Raw genomic sequence first — 12,922 nt, forward strand, 5'->3', positions numbered from 1 at the left:
AAGCCTATTTTGAGCTGCTTATTTTAAGCGGGACGCTGGTTGATTACTTCATCGATCAACCCGTACTCACGCGCAGCTTCGGCGCTCATGAAATTATCGCGATTGGTATCGCGCTCGATTTCTTCCAGAGTGCGCCCGCTATGCTTGGCCATCAGCGTGTTGAGACGCTCACGGATGAAAAGGATTTCCTTGGCATGGATTTCGATATCCGACGCCTGACCCTGGAAACCGCCCAGTGGCTGGTGAATCATCACTCGGGAGTTCGGAAGGCAGAAACGCTTGCCAGGAGCACCGGCCGTCAGCAAGAACGCACCCATGCTACATGCCTGACCAATACAGGTGGTTGAAACGTTAGGCTTGATGAACTGCATGGTGTCGTAGATAGACATACCAGCTGTCACCGAGCCGCCCGGGGAGTTGATATAGAGATGGATGTCCTTGTCCGGGTTCTCCGCTTCAAGGAACAGCAGTTGCGCACAAATCAGGTTGGCCATGTAGTCTTCTACTGGACCTACCAGAAAGATCACTCGCTCCTTGAGGAGGCGCGAGTAGATGTCATAGGCGCGCTCGCCACGAGCAGACTGCTCGACAACCATCGGGACCAGGCCGCCTGCGGCCTGGATATCAGAGTTCTGCTGAATATACGAATTACGGAACATGCTCTGCAGTCACTCCCAAATAGTCACGTCTTGAATACGCATAAGCCAGCGCGAAGGCTGGCTTATGGTGTGTGCTTCGAACGAGAAGAAAATCAGTCGGCTTGAGGTGCTTCTACCGGCTTGACCGCTTCTTCGTAAGAGACCGATTTGTCGGTCACGCTAGCTTTCTGCAGAACAGTATCCACAACTTGCTCTTCCAGCACAACAGAACGGACTTCGCTCAATTGCTGCTCGTTCTTGTAGTACCAGGACACGACCTGCTCAGGCTCTTGGTAAGCCGAAGCCATTTCCTGGATCAACTCGCGAACACGCGCTTCGTCAGGCTTGAGATCGAACTGCTTAACAACTTCAGCGACGATCAGGCCCAGCACTACACGGCGCTTGGCTTGCTCCTCGAACAGCTCGGCTGGCAGCTGATCAGGCTTGATGTTGCCACCGAACTGCTGAACAGCTTGAACGCGCAGGCGGTTGACTTCGTTGTCCAGCAGCGCCTTTGGCACTTCGATCGGGTTGGAGGCCAGCAGACCGTCCATCACCTGATTCTTCACTTTAGACTTGATGGCCTGACGCAGCTCGCGCTCCATGTTCTTGCGAACTTCGGCACGGAAACCTTCCAGACCCGATTCCTTGATGCCGAATTGAGCGAAGAACTCTTCGGTCAGCTCTGGCAGCTTAGGCTCGGAGACGCTGTTGACGGTAACGGTGAACTCGGCAGCCTTGTTGGCCAGATCCAGGTTCTGATAGTTCTCTGGGAAAGTCAGGTTCAGAACACGTTCTTCACCAGCTTTGGCGCCGACCAGGCCTTCTTCGAAGCCAGGAATCATACGACCGGAGCCCAGCACCAGCTGAGTACCCTTGGCCGAGCCACCGGCGAAGACTTCGCCATCGACCTTGCCCACGAAATCGATGTTCAACTGGTCATCGTTTTGTGCTGCGCGATCAGTCACTTCGAAACGTACGTTCTGCTTACGCAGAATTTCCAGCATGTTGTCCAGGTCAGCATCAGCCACTTCAGCGCTCAGGCGCTCAACAGCGATGTTTTCAAAACCGGCAACCGTGAACTCTGGGAAGACTTCGAAAGTGGCAACGTATTCCAGATCCTTGCCCTTCTCTAGCACTTTAGGCTCGACCGAAGGAGCACCAGCCGGGTTCAGCTTCTGCTCGACAACTGCCTCATAGAAGGAAGCCTGGATCACATCGCCCACTGCTTCTTGGCGCGCATCAGCCTCATAACGCTGACGAATCACGCTCATTGGAACCTTGCCAGGACGGAAGCCGGCAATTTTGGCCTTTTGGGCAGTCTGCTGCAGACGCTTGTTGACCTGGCTCTCAATGCGCTCAGCCGGCACGGTGATGCTCATGCGGCGCTCAAGAGCAGAAGTATTTTCAACAGAAACTTGCATGGATATTCCTCGTTGCACAGACGTTAGCCGGCCGTTTTCCGACCCCAGAATCAAGGGCATGCATTCTAGTGGGTCAAACTCAAGAAGTCACCCTACTGGAAACAGGTAAAAAACAGCCGACAATGTGAAGGCGGGGACAAAGGATTGAACCTCGCCATGAGAGCAAATACTACGAATCAAACCAGGGCCTCTGCACCAACCCCTCTATATATAGAAGGCATCGATCAGCACACCCCCGACAACCACCACCCACCAGCCGGAGCCAAACACTCTGCGACCAAGGGGCAACCATTTCATCGCCTGGCCAACCCAGCACATACAGCCATGCCAGCGTCGAACCCAGAAACGAAAACGGCGCAGCCCTTTTCAGGTGCTGCGCCGTCATCTGCTATTAACTAGCTACTTTATTGGTGCGGACGAAGAGACTCGAACTCTTACACCTTGCGGCGCTGGAACCTAAATCCAGTGTGTCTACCAATTCCACCACGTCCGCTTAACAAGCTTTTAAAGCAAAGGCGCCAGACTGTTAATCTGGCGCCTCCTTCGAATATGGGGTGGACGATGGGGATCGAACCCACGACAACAGGAGTCACAATCCTGTGCTCTACCAACTGAGCTACGCCCACCATATTGCGTTACTTGTGCCAAAGCTGCCTAATGGCGCACCCGGCAGGACTCGAACCTGCGACCATCCGCTTAGAAGGCGGATGCTCTATCCAGCTGAGCTACGGGCGCCTTATTAATCTGTATTCTTTAACGATTACAAACTAATTGCTTTCAGTCGTTACGAATTAAACATCAACTCTGCCCGACCTTCTTAACCAGTGCTAGGCTGTGCCCGACAAGTGCGACGAATGTTATAGACGGTCCGTTAGGTCGTCAACTCTTTTTTGAAAAAAATTCATTTAATTAAAGGGGTTAGGGGAATTTGCAGACCAAGCGCCTTTGCCCTCACGTTCCGACATGCGAGAATACGTTCTCTTTTTCTCACCCTCTCGATGGTTAATCACGCGTCATGACTGCACAACTAATCGACGGCAAAGCGATCGCCGCTAGCCTGCGCCAGCAGATCGCCAAACGTGTCGCCGAGCGTCGCCAGCAAGGCCTGCGTACTCCGGGCCTCGCGGTGATTCTGGTCGGCAGCGACCCGGCCTCTCAAGTTTATGTCTCGCACAAGCGTAAAGACTGCGAAGAGGTCGGCTTCCTTTCACAAGCCTATGACTTGCCCGCCAACACCACTCAAGAAGCCCTGGCTGGCTTGATCGATCGCCTCAACGATGACCCGAACATCGACGGCATCCTGCTGCAACTGCCGCTCCCCGAACATCTGGATGCCTCTCTATTACTAGAGCGCATTCGTCCGGACAAAGACGTTGATGGCTTCCATCCTTATAACGTCGGCCGCCTGGCCCAGCGCATCCCCCTGCTACGTCCCTGCACTCCTAAAGGCATCATGGCCCTGCTGGAAAGCACCGGGGCCGATCTGTATGGCATGGATGCAGTAGTGGTAGGCGCGTCCAATATCGTCGGTCGCCCGATGGCTATGGAGTTGCTATTGGCCGGCTGCACCGTGACCGTGACCCATCGCTTCACCAAGGACCTGGCCGGCCATGTCGGCCGCGCCGACCTGGTAGTGGTTGCCGCTGGCAAGCCAGGCCTGGTCAAAGGTGAATGGATCAAGGAAGGCGCGATCGTCATCGACGTTGGCATCAATCGCCAGGAAGACGGCAAGCTGGTGGGCGACGTGGTTTATGAAACCGCTCTGCCCCGTGCTGGCTGGATCACCCCGGTGCCTGGTGGCGTCGGCCCCATGACCCGTGCCTGCCTCCTGGAAAACACCCTGTACGCTGCCGAATCACTGCACGACTAAGTGCTCGACTGCGTACAAGAAAGCCCGCCATTGGCGGGCTTTTTTTATTCTGTAATGACACAACACCCCCCCCTCTCTTTATCGCCCCTGACGCTTAGCCTTCAGATACCCATCTGGCCTATTCTGCCGAAGCCTTGTCACTCGGGGAAAAACCGTGTTTTTTCTTTGTTTTTAAGGGTTTTCGGCTGACCGTCGAAGAACAATCGACAGTTCTTCAGCTATATTCATAAAATGTAACGTTTTTCCAAAAAAAGCCCGTTGCAAAACGGCATATCCATTTTTATCGAGTCCGCCCGCGTGAAAATTCGTCTCTCCATTCTCAGCTTGTTGTTTGCTGTGTCCGGCACCTTGATCGCGCATAGCGTCGATGCCAGCGAAACCACCGCGGCGCCAAGAGACACTTCACAATTACACATTGCCTCCGGCAGCGCGCTACTGCTGGACCTGCAAACCAACAAAGTCATCTATTCGAGCAACCCGGACGTCGTAGTGCCCATCGCTTCGGTCACCAAACTGATGACCGCCATGGTGGTACTAGACGCCAAGCTGCCCATGGACCAATACATTTCGGTAAACATCAGTGACACCCCGGAAATGAAGGGCGTGTTTTCCCGCGTCAAGCTCAACAGTGAGCTGAGCCGCCGGGAAATGCTGCTGATCGCCTTGATGTCCTCGGAGAACCGCGCCGCAGCCAGCCTGGCCCATCACTACCCAGGGGGCTATGCCACCTTCATTGCCGCAATGAACGCCAAAGCCAAGTCCCTGGGCATGATTCACACACGCTACGTAGAACCTACCGGCCTCTCGATCCATAACGTTTCCACCGCGCGCGACCTGAGCAAGCTGCTGGTGGCCGCACGCAAATACCCAATGCTGAGCGAGCTGAGCACCACCAAGGAAAAGACCGTGGCATTCCGCAAACCCAACTACACGTTGGGTTTTCGCAACACCGACCACTTGGTCAACAAGGACAAGTGGGACATCAAGATCACCAAGACCGGCTTTACCAACCAGGCCGGCCACTGCCTGGTGCTGGTCACCAGCATGGCTAATCGTCCGGTAGCCCTGGTGATTCTCGATGCATTCGGCAAATACACCCACTTTGCCGATGCCAGCCGCATCCGCAACTGGGTGGAGACCGGAAAAAGCACGTCGGTACCGGACGTAGCCTTGCGCTACAAGGCCGACAAAAACCTCAAGAATCGCCCGACCGGTACCGCTCAAGCGTCCCACTGATCCGGTTACCCTGACGACAACGGCGCCCTTAGGCGCCGTTGTCGTTTGCGAGCAACTCAGTGGCTGTCAATCGCCTTACTCGCCCTGGCCGCCGCTTGCTCCTGACCCGCCTGAGCCAGCTCGCTGGCTGCGCTCAACCAACGCTGACGATCAACCTTGGCCGGCAATTGGTTGGGTGCCTGGATCAACACGGCAAAGCTACCGGCACTTTTCCAGGCCGACTCAAACGCGCTGAAGCTCATCAACTGACGGCGACTTTTCGCGCCGCGCAACAGTACCGTCTGCTTGTCCCGGTTGTATCCGGCCAACACCGCATAACGCGGCTCGGCCCAGAACGTCGAGCCCTCGGTGAACCGTACCAATACCGGATAACCTGCGGCGACCTGGGTCAGCAAGGCCGACAGATGATCATCCAAGGGATAGACGACCATACCGTACTCCCGCGCCAGCCTCTGCATGTTCTGCTGTAGCTGCGCCTCGCCACCCGGCAAGTGCAAAGGCTTGTCCAGCAACCCGGGGGTAATCACGATGCCCTGCTGCGACAACATGCTGGCCAGGGCCCCAGGGCCACTCTGATACATCTCCCCGCGGAAAAATGGCACGCTGCTGAGCTCCACCCGCTCAGGCAGGCGCTGAATCTCAGGCTGCACGCTGCCAGCGCAACCGGCCAGGCTCAAGACACAGGCGCTGGCCAGCAACACCGCTCGATATCGAGGAAATACCCGCACCATCATTGCTCTCTATTCAGACGCCGGATCACCCTCTCCCGGCTGGGGCCTTGATCATAGGGTGCTCGTGGACGAGGGTATAGCGTTAGGCCGCAGTTAATTGAAAACCATAGAGCGAAGTATTCGAAGACTCTCGACTATTGGTCAATAGCTTGAAACACAGAGGCTACTAGACTGTGCATTGGTAACAGCCGGTGCCCTGGACGGGGCATGAAAGGAGGCACTCATGAGCCTGACAACGACCATTGTGATGCTGATCCTGGGCTGGCTGGCAGTAGCTGCCGCGATGCTCTGGGGCGTGTTGCGCATCACTCGCCGCCGTCATCATCAACCCCAGCAGTCCGCTCCTGACATCAATGCGGAAAAAATTGCCCGGCGCCCAGCCACCGTGCAATGAACGCGTTTTTCCCCCAAACAACACGGCCGCCTGACTCGAAAGAGTACAGACGGCCGTTTGCCATAGCGTTGAATCAGGCGCCGGCCTGATCCGCCTGACGCTTCTGCCGAGCCCTGCGGGCCAACATGTTCAGGCTTTCAATGGCCGCCGAGAAAGCCATTGCCGCATACACATAGCCCTTGGGTACATGAGCGCCAAAACCTTCGGCGATCAGGGTCATACCGATCATGATCAGGAAGCCCAGGGCCAGCATCACCACGGTCGGGTTGTCATTGATGAACTTGGCCAGCGGCTCGGCAGCCAGCAACATCACCAGCACCGACACCACCACGGCAATGATCATGATCGGCAAATGCTCGGTCATGCCCACCGCAGTGATAATGCTGTCGATGGAGAAGACCATGTCCAGCATCAGAATCTGGCCGATGGCCGCCGCAAAGCCGATGCTCACCCCGGAAGTTGCGGATGCAGTCTCTTCAGGCTCTGGATCCATGCTGTGGTGGATTTCCGTGGTGGCTTTCCACACCAGGAACAAGCCGCCGGCAATCAGGATCATGTCCTTCCAGGAGAAACTCTGTCCCATCACCTCAATCACCGGCTCAGTGAGCTGGACGATGAAGGCAATCGTGCTGAGCAACGCCAGACGCAGAATCAGCGCCATGCCGATACCGATGCGCCGTGCCTTGGCCCGATGCTTTTCCGGCAATTTGTTGGTGAGGATAGAGATAAAGATCAGGTTATCGATGCCAAGCACGATCTCCATCACTATCAGGGTGGCCAGGGCGACCCAGGCGGTGGGGCTGGCAGCGAGCTGTAAAAGGTAATCCATGGGTCAATCCTGAATCGGTTGTATGAAAGATCAGATTTCCTGGGACGGCGACGCCGGTTTCTCGCTGTCGTCTTGTGGTTTTTCCTTGCCGATCACGCCTTGCGTCGCATCACTCAATGCCTGCTCCGCCGCCTTGTGGGTGTCGTCGATGGCCTGCTTGGCCGATTGCGCAGCCTTGTCCAGCGCCTGCTGGGCGCTCTTTTCCGCCTGTTCGCAACCTGCCAGGGTCAGCATAGACAGGGCCAGCACCGACGCCGCAGCTAAAGATTTGAATGACATGCCGTTTTCCTCGATAGAACGGACAGGGCCAAGTAAGGCCCCGTCGATAGCGAGGCATTCTAAGGAGGCCAATACTTCAGGAAAATTCGTATTTTTAGCAGTTATACTTCGGTTTTTACGAACTTGTAATCGCCATGCTCAACTACCGCCAACTGCACTATTTCTGGGTTGTGGCCAAGACCGGCAGCATCGTCCGCGCCTGTGAGCAGCTGAACCTGACGCCACAAACCATCAGCGGACAGATCAGCCTGCTGGAGCAAACCTATGGCATCGAGTTGTTTCGCCGAGTCGGACGCCAGCTGGAATTGACCGAAGCCGGGCGCCAAGCCCTGCCCTACGCCGAGCAGATGTTCCAGCTCGGCGGCGAACTGGAAGCCATGCTCCGGGCCCGCCCCGATGAACAGCAGATCCAGTTCCGCGTCGGTGTGGCGGACGTGGTACCCAAATCCATCGTCTACCGCCTGATCGCCCCGACCATGGAACTCAGCGAGCCTATCCGCCTGACCTGCCGTGAAGACAAACTCGAACGCTTGCTGGCGGACCTGGCCATCCAACGCCTGGACCTGGTGATCTCCGACAGCCCGATGCCCACGCACCTGGACATCAAGGGCTATAGCCAGAAACTCGGAGAATGCGGGATCAGCTTCTTCGCCACCCAGGCCCTGGCCCAAGTGCACGGCGCGGACTTCCCCCGCGGCCTGCACGGCGCACCATTACTGATTCCCGGCCAGGAAACTGTGGTCCGCAGCCGGCTGTTGCGCTGGTTCGCCGAACAACAGCTGCAGCCGCGAATCATCGGCGAGTTCGATGACAGCGCCCTGATGCAGGCGTTCGGCCAATCCGGCAGCGGAATCTTTATCGCCCCCAGCGTGATCGCCGACGAAGTCAGGCAACAGTACGGCGTGCAACTGATTGGCCAGACCGACGCCGTGACCGAATCGTTCTATGCCATTTCCGTGGAACGCAAGGTCAAGCACCCCGGCATCGTGGCCATCACCGAAGGCGCGCGCCGCGAACTGTTCCCGCCCCTCAACCACTGATCAGGAAGCGCACGCCTCCGGCGCTTTCAGATTCATCAGCAGCAATGCCAGGGCGATCGACAGCAGAATGAAGCCGGACGCCACGAACCCCAGGCTACCCAGGCCCAGGGTATCGATCACCCGACCACCGACCATCGCCCCCAGACCAATCCCCAGGTTGCCCCCGGCGATGTTCAACGACGCGGCGAATGCCGGGGCTTGCGGGGCCGCCTTGATCAGCCGCACATGGCTGACCAGGAACAACGCCGCCTGGGTCACCCCCCAGATACCCATGGCTGCGACCAGCCCCAGGGGTGAATGAATACTCGGTACCAGGGCCACCATGCCGCCAACCATCAACGCGCAGAACACCATGGAGGCAATCAACGGATGGCGGTCCACCGCCCTGCCACCCAGGGAGTTGCCGATCAGCCCCACTGCGCCGAAGCCCATCAGGCACCAGCCCACCAGCGTGCCGTTGAAACCGGCAAGGCGTTCGAGAATGTCCGCCAGGTAGGTGTAGACCGTGAACATGCCGCTGAACACCAGGATCGACAACAACACGTGCCCAAGCATCAACGGGCTGTACAGGATGCGGAACTGCGAACGCAGGCTCGCCTGCTGGTTGTGCCGCTTGGTTACCGGCAGATAGATAAACAGCAACAAGGCCTTGGCAAAGGCCACCACCGCCAGAATGCCAAAGGCACTGCGCCAGCCGAAGGCATCAGCGATCAGGGTGCCCACAGGAATCCCGAACACCGTGGCACAGACAATGCCGAATCCAATCTTGGCGATAGCGCGCCCGGCATAATCCGGACCGACGATGTCCACTGCAGTCTCGCTGGCCAGGGCCCAGAACACTGGTAGCCCCAGGGCCGGCACCAATCGCGCCAGGGACATCACCCAGATATTCGGCGCCAGGGCCGCCAGTGCATTGGCCAGGCCGAACAGCACCAGCACACTGATAAACAGCTGCTTGCGTGGGAATCGCGCGAAATAGGCCGTCAGAAACGGCCCAAAAGCGGCGACGGTAAAAGCGAACAAAGTCACCAGCAAACCGGCCTGGGACACACTGACCTGCAAGTCGCGGGCAATCGACGGCAACAGGCCGACGATGATGAATTCCGTGGTCAACACGGTAAACCCCGCGGCCGACAACAGCAGGATGGGCAACAACATCGACAACTCCAGAAACACCGACAGCAGCGACAGCCCGAAGGGCCCGCTGACTGGATAGAAAAGGGGATGGCGAATCTTAACAGAGTCGGCACGGGTCAAGGGAACCGCCTAGTGGCCGCCCACCCTGCCGAGGCAGGTGGCAGATCGTCACATCGGCGCGGTAACCCGGATCGCTGTGATAAAGTCCGCCCCTGCCAAAAAATCAGGCCCTCGCGCGCACTTACCACTCAAGCCGCTCGATGGCCCGTCGCTGTTTCCGACCGCACCAGCGCCTGCCGTTTCAATCCAGACTCCCTAGCAGTCAAGGGCTCACGGCAGGCAGGCTCCACACATTAAAAAAACAGAGATACCGTTATGAGCGATTCACCTCCGCCCCTGCTGCACTCCCTCAAGCGCCTCAGCCTGGTCACGCAGATCATCATCGGCCTGATTGCCGGGATCATCCTTGCCCTGCTGGCGCCGGAACTGGCGAAGTCCACCACCTTCATCGGCAAGGTATTCGTCTCGGCGCTCAAGGCCGTGGCACCGATCCTGGTGTTCGTGCTGGTCATGGCCTCGATCGCCAACCACAAGCACGGCCAGGAAACCCACATCCGGCCGATCCTGGTGCTCTACCTGCTGGGCACCTTTGCCGCAGCGGTCGTGGCGGTGATCGCCAGCAGCCTGTTTCCCTCCTCCCTGGTACTGGCCACCCACGACGTCGCCATCAGCGCCCCTGGCGGCATCAGCGAAGTGATGCAAAGCCTGCTGCTGAGCGTGGTGGACAACCCGGTCAGCGCCCTGATGAACGCCAACTTCATCGGTATCCTGGCCTGGGCCATCGGCATGGGCATCGCCATCCGCCACGCAGGCGAAACCACCCGTACCGTGCTCGACGACCTGTCCAACGGCGTGACCTTAATCGTGCGCGTGGTAATCCGCTTTGCGCCCCTGGGGATCTTCGGCCTGGTGGCCTCGACCCTGGCCATTTCCGGCTTCGATGCCCTGCTCGGCTATCTGCACCTGCTGGCGGTGCTGATCGGCTGCATGCTGTTCGTGGCCCTGGTGATGAACCCGCTGATTGTGTTCTGGAAGATCCGCCGCAATCCGTTCCCGCTGGTCCTGACCTGCCTGCGCGAAAGTGGCATCACCGCATTCTTCACCCGCAGCTCGGCGGCCAACATCCCGGTCAACCTGGAGTTGAGCAAGCGCCTGGGCCTGCATGAAGACACCTACTCGGTATCAATCCCGCTGGGCGCCACCATCAACATGGCTGGTGCAGCAATCACCATCACCGTGCTGACCCTGGCCGCCGTGCACACCCTGGGCATCGCCGTCGACCTGCCCACCGCGGTGCTGCTCAGCGTGGTCGCAGCCGTCTGCGCCTGCGGCGCTTCCGGTGTTGCCGGCGGCTCGCTGCTGCTGATTCCCCTGGCCTGCAGCCTGTTCGGCATTCCCAGCGAAATCGCCATGCAGGTAGTGGCCGTGGGCTTCATTATCGGCGTGCTGCAGGACTCGGCGGAAACCGCGCTGAACTCCTCCACCGACGTACTCTTCACTGCGGCGGCCTGCATGGCCCAGGAAGACAAGGCGCAAGCCTCGGCCTGATCAACAGGCACTAAAAAGCCCGGCCAGGATCAACCTGGCCGGGCTTTTTTGTACGCTATGAAAACTGCCTGATCAGCGCTCGGCAAATGCTCACGGAGAACGTAGCCGGGAGCTTTAGAACGCGCCCATGTAGTCGCGCTTGCCCACTTCCACACCGTTGTGACGCAGGAGCGCGTAGGTGGTGGTGACGTGGAAGAAGAACTGCGGCAAGCCATAGGTCAGCAGGTAGGCCTGGCCACTGAAGCGCTTCTCTTTCGGGGTGCCAGGACGGGTGACGATCTCGATGCCTTCCTTGCCGTCGATCTGCGCAGGCTGGATGCCCTCGATAAAGGCCAGGACCTTGGCGATCAGCGCCTGCAGGTCAGCGAAAGTGGTTTCAGTGTCGTCGTACTTGGGCAGCTCGACCTCGGCCAGACGGGCCGACACGCCCTTGGCGAAGTCCACGGCGATCTGCACCTGACGCACCAGCGGGAACATGTCCGGGTACAGGCGTGCCTGGAGCAAGGCGTTAGGCTCGATATTCTTCGCCGTGGCGTGAGCTTCGGCCTTGTTCAGCACATCGCTCAAGGCGTTGAGCATTTGCTTGAAGACAGGAACGGAAGCGGCGTACAGGGAAATAGTCATGACAGTCTCGACATGGATGGCGGGAATACAGCGAGCAGCGATTATAGCCACTGCGGATGGGCCAGGGGCCTTTATCCGGGCCGACCTTGCCGATAAGCGCTGGGAGGAACACCGAACCAGCGCTTGAAGCTCTGGGAAAAGCTCGACAGGTCACTGAAGCCGAGCCGTTCGGCAATCTGCGTCAGGTTCAGCCCTGGATTGCCCAGCAACTCCAGGGCCCGGGCGCTACGTTGCTGGGCCAGCAGTTGACGGTAGCTCGTGCCCTCGTCCTGCAAGCGCCGCTTCAAGGTACGCACGCTGGTGCGGCTCAGCCGGGCCATGCTCAGCAGATCCGGCACGCAGCCTGCGGGCAAGACATCGAGGTGCTGGCGAACCAGCGCTGCAGCGCCCTGATGTGCCTGCCGACGCTCCAGTAGCTGTACGCACATCTGCTCGCACATGGACACCGTCAGCGGATTGGCCTGGGGCAAGGGGCGGCTCAAGAAGCGCTGGTCAAACGCCAAGCCATGACTGTCAGCCCGATACTCGGGAGCAAGGCCGAGTATCTGCTCCGACTCACCCACAGGGCGCTCCACAGGGCACGCAGTGCTGCGGGTAAACCGCGTCAGCCGAAAGTCCGGGCCAACAATTTCCTTCATCAACACCGCAGCGGCGGCCATGTCCCGCTGCAGCAGAAACTCCCGCACCGACGAATCCGCCACCTGCGGCTCAACGAAGCTCAGCACCCCCAGTCCAGGCTCCAGCCGGTAGCTGATCGAGGCGAAGGCATAAGTCAGCGGCAGGAAACGCAAGGCCAGGCTCAAGGCATCCGCCGGGGTCGCACTGCTGATCAGGCCATAACCGAACAGACCGTAGCTGGAGAAGTGATAGCGCGCGCCGACTTCATAACCCAGGCCCCGGGGATACCCCAGCAGCGTCAGCAGGTTACTCACCAGACGCAGCTCCTGGGCCGCCGACAACAGGCTGTTGGGGTCCTGCAGTTGCTCCAGGGACAATCCGCAACCGGCCAGCAAACGCGCTGCCGACAGGCCCTTTTCACGACCGAAACTCACCAGCAGCAATGCGCTGGACGGCCCCCGGGTGAACGACTGAATGCTCATGGCCTGACTCAA

General features: G+C 58.6%; 13 protein-coding genes and 3 tRNA genes. 5 read left to right on the forward strand and 11 right to left on the reverse strand.

Annotation, left to right across the window (positions count from 1 at the left end; genetic code table 11):
- Window positions 1-23: 23 nt before the first annotated feature.
- From clpP to GV818_RS14930, 5 genes are all read right to left on the reverse strand, one after another.
- On the reverse strand, window positions 24-659 hold the full coding sequence (clpP, locus tag GV818_RS14910; RefSeq protein WP_011062274.1) for an ATP-dependent Clp endopeptidase proteolytic subunit ClpP: 636 nt from the start codon (window positions 657-659) through the stop codon (window positions 24-26).
- Window positions 660-751: 92 nt separating this feature from the next.
- Complete coding sequence (gene tig / locus GV818_RS14915) at window positions 752-2,062, reverse strand: trigger factor (protein ID WP_161757534.1); 1,311 nt, start codon at window positions 2,060-2,062, stop codon at window positions 752-754.
- 408 nt (window positions 2,063-2,470) lie between these two features.
- Window positions 2,471-2,555, reverse strand: a tRNA-Leu gene (locus tag GV818_RS14920).
- Window positions 2,556-2,612: 57 nt separating this feature from the next.
- Window positions 2,613-2,688: transfer RNA gene (locus GV818_RS14925), tRNA-His, on the reverse strand.
- A gap of 32 nt (window positions 2,689-2,720) precedes the next feature.
- Window positions 2,721-2,797, reverse strand: a tRNA-Arg gene (locus tag GV818_RS14930).
- 280 nt (window positions 2,798-3,077) lie between these two features.
- Between GV818_RS14930 and folD the strand changes: the two genes are divergently transcribed.
- A complete protein-coding gene (folD, locus tag GV818_RS14935; protein WP_161757374.1) occupies window positions 3,078-3,932 on the forward strand; it encodes a bifunctional methylenetetrahydrofolate dehydrogenase/methenyltetrahydrofolate cyclohydrolase FolD in 855 nt (284 codons plus the stop codon).
- Window positions 3,933-4,229: 297 nt separating this feature from the next.
- On the forward strand, window positions 4,230-5,168 hold the full coding sequence (gene pbpG / locus GV818_RS14940) for a D-alanyl-D-alanine endopeptidase (RefSeq protein ID WP_161776896.1): 939 nt from the start codon (window positions 4,230-4,232) through the stop codon (window positions 5,166-5,168).
- Between the two features lie 56 nt (window positions 5,169-5,224).
- On the opposite strand, the gene GV818_RS14945 is transcribed toward pbpG, so the two are convergent.
- The gene (locus tag GV818_RS14945) at window positions 5,225-5,899 is read right to left on the reverse strand and encodes a peptidase C39 family protein (RefSeq protein WP_161757372.1); all 675 of its coding nucleotides are present in this window, start codon (window positions 5,897-5,899) and stop codon (window positions 5,225-5,227) included.
- 223 nt (window positions 5,900-6,122) lie between these two features.
- Here GV818_RS14945 and GV818_RS34130 point away from each other — a divergent pair, with 223 nt between their 5' ends.
- Window positions 6,123-6,293, forward strand: a complete 171-nt coding sequence (locus tag GV818_RS34130; RefSeq protein ID WP_178124920.1) for a hypothetical protein — start codon at window positions 6,123-6,125, stop codon at window positions 6,291-6,293.
- 73 nt (window positions 6,294-6,366) lie between these two features.
- Here the strand turns inward: GV818_RS34130 and GV818_RS14950 are convergent, their stop codons facing one another.
- A complete protein-coding gene (locus tag GV818_RS14950; RefSeq protein WP_161757371.1) occupies window positions 6,367-7,122 on the reverse strand; it encodes a TerC family protein in 756 nt (251 codons plus the stop codon).
- Window positions 7,123-7,152: 30 nt separating this feature from the next.
- Window positions 7,153-7,401, reverse strand: coding sequence for a hypothetical protein (locus GV818_RS14955; protein WP_161776897.1), 249 nt, complete (start codon window positions 7,399-7,401; stop codon window positions 7,153-7,155).
- A 134-nt stretch (window positions 7,402-7,535) separates the two neighbouring features.
- Here GV818_RS14955 and nhaR point away from each other — a divergent pair, with 134 nt between their 5' ends.
- Complete coding sequence (gene nhaR, locus GV818_RS14960; RefSeq protein ID WP_161757369.1) at window positions 7,536-8,441, forward strand: transcriptional activator NhaR; 906 nt, start codon at window positions 7,536-7,538, stop codon at window positions 8,439-8,441.
- Here nhaR and GV818_RS14965 read toward each other — a convergent pair whose 3' ends face one another.
- Window positions 8,442-9,599, reverse strand: a complete 1,158-nt coding sequence (locus GV818_RS14965; protein WP_161757368.1) for an MFS transporter — start codon at window positions 9,597-9,599, stop codon at window positions 8,442-8,444.
- 354 nt (window positions 9,600-9,953) lie between these two features.
- On the opposite strand from GV818_RS14965, the gene sstT reads away from it, so the two are divergent.
- On the forward strand, window positions 9,954-11,186 hold the full coding sequence (sstT, locus tag GV818_RS14970) for a serine/threonine transporter SstT (RefSeq protein ID WP_161776898.1): 1,233 nt from the start codon (window positions 9,954-9,956) through the stop codon (window positions 11,184-11,186).
- Between the two features lie 114 nt (window positions 11,187-11,300).
- Here sstT and GV818_RS14975 read toward each other — a convergent pair whose 3' ends face one another.
- Together GV818_RS14975 and GV818_RS14980 are read right to left on the reverse strand one after the other, a co-directional pair.
- On the reverse strand, window positions 11,301-11,810 hold the full coding sequence (locus tag GV818_RS14975) for a DUF1993 domain-containing protein (protein ID WP_161776899.1): 510 nt from the start codon (window positions 11,808-11,810) through the stop codon (window positions 11,301-11,303).
- 71 nt (window positions 11,811-11,881) lie between these two features.
- Window positions 11,882-12,910 carry an AraC family transcriptional regulator gene (locus tag GV818_RS14980; protein WP_161776900.1) on the reverse strand — a complete coding sequence of 343 codons (1,029 nt, stop codon included), beginning with the start codon at window positions 12,908-12,910 and terminating at the stop codon, window positions 11,882-11,884.
- Window positions 12,911-12,922 lie beyond the last annotated feature (12 nt).

The organism is Pseudomonas sp. Fl4BN1, from assembly GCF_009908285.1.
Taxonomy (GTDB): domain Bacteria; phylum Pseudomonadota; class Gammaproteobacteria; order Pseudomonadales; family Pseudomonadaceae; genus Aquipseudomonas.

Bases quoted from the DNA above. Each gene is read 5' to 3' on its own strand.
- clpP (WP_011062274.1), bottom strand. From the start codon at position 659: ATGTTCCGTAATTCGTATATTCAGCAGAACTCTGATATCCAGGCCGCA.
- tig (WP_161757534.1), bottom strand. From the start codon at position 2,062: ATGCAAGTTTCTGTTGAAAATACTTCTGCTCTTGAGCGCCGCATGAGC.
- folD (WP_161757374.1), top strand. From the start codon at position 3,078: ATGACTGCACAACTAATCGACGGCAAAGCGATCGCCGCTAGCCTGCGC.
- GV818_RS14945 (WP_161757372.1), bottom strand. From the start codon at position 5,899: ATGGTGCGGGTATTTCCTCGATATCGAGCGGTGTTGCTGGCCAGCGCC.
- GV818_RS34130 (WP_178124920.1), top strand. From the start codon at position 6,123: ATGAGCCTGACAACGACCATTGTGATGCTGATCCTGGGCTGGCTGGCA.
- GV818_RS14950 (WP_161757371.1), bottom strand. From the start codon at position 7,122: ATGGATTACCTTTTACAGCTCGCTGCCAGCCCCACCGCCTGGGTCGCC.
- GV818_RS14955 (WP_161776897.1), bottom strand. From the start codon at position 7,401: ATGTCATTCAAATCTTTAGCTGCGGCGTCGGTGCTGGCCCTGTCTATG.
- nhaR (WP_161757369.1), top strand. From the start codon at position 7,536: ATGCTCAACTACCGCCAACTGCACTATTTCTGGGTTGTGGCCAAGACC.
- GV818_RS14965 (WP_161757368.1), bottom strand. From the start codon at position 9,599: ATGTTGTTGCCCATCCTGCTGTTGTCGGCCGCGGGGTTTACCGTGTTG.
- sstT (WP_161776898.1), top strand. From the start codon at position 9,954: ATGAGCGATTCACCTCCGCCCCTGCTGCACTCCCTCAAGCGCCTCAGC.
- GV818_RS14975 (WP_161776899.1), bottom strand. From the start codon at position 11,810: ATGACTATTTCCCTGTACGCCGCTTCCGTTCCTGTCTTCAAGCAAATG.
- GV818_RS14980 (WP_161776900.1), bottom strand. From the start codon at position 12,910: ATGAGCATTCAGTCGTTCACCCGGGGGCCGTCCAGCGCATTGCTGCTG.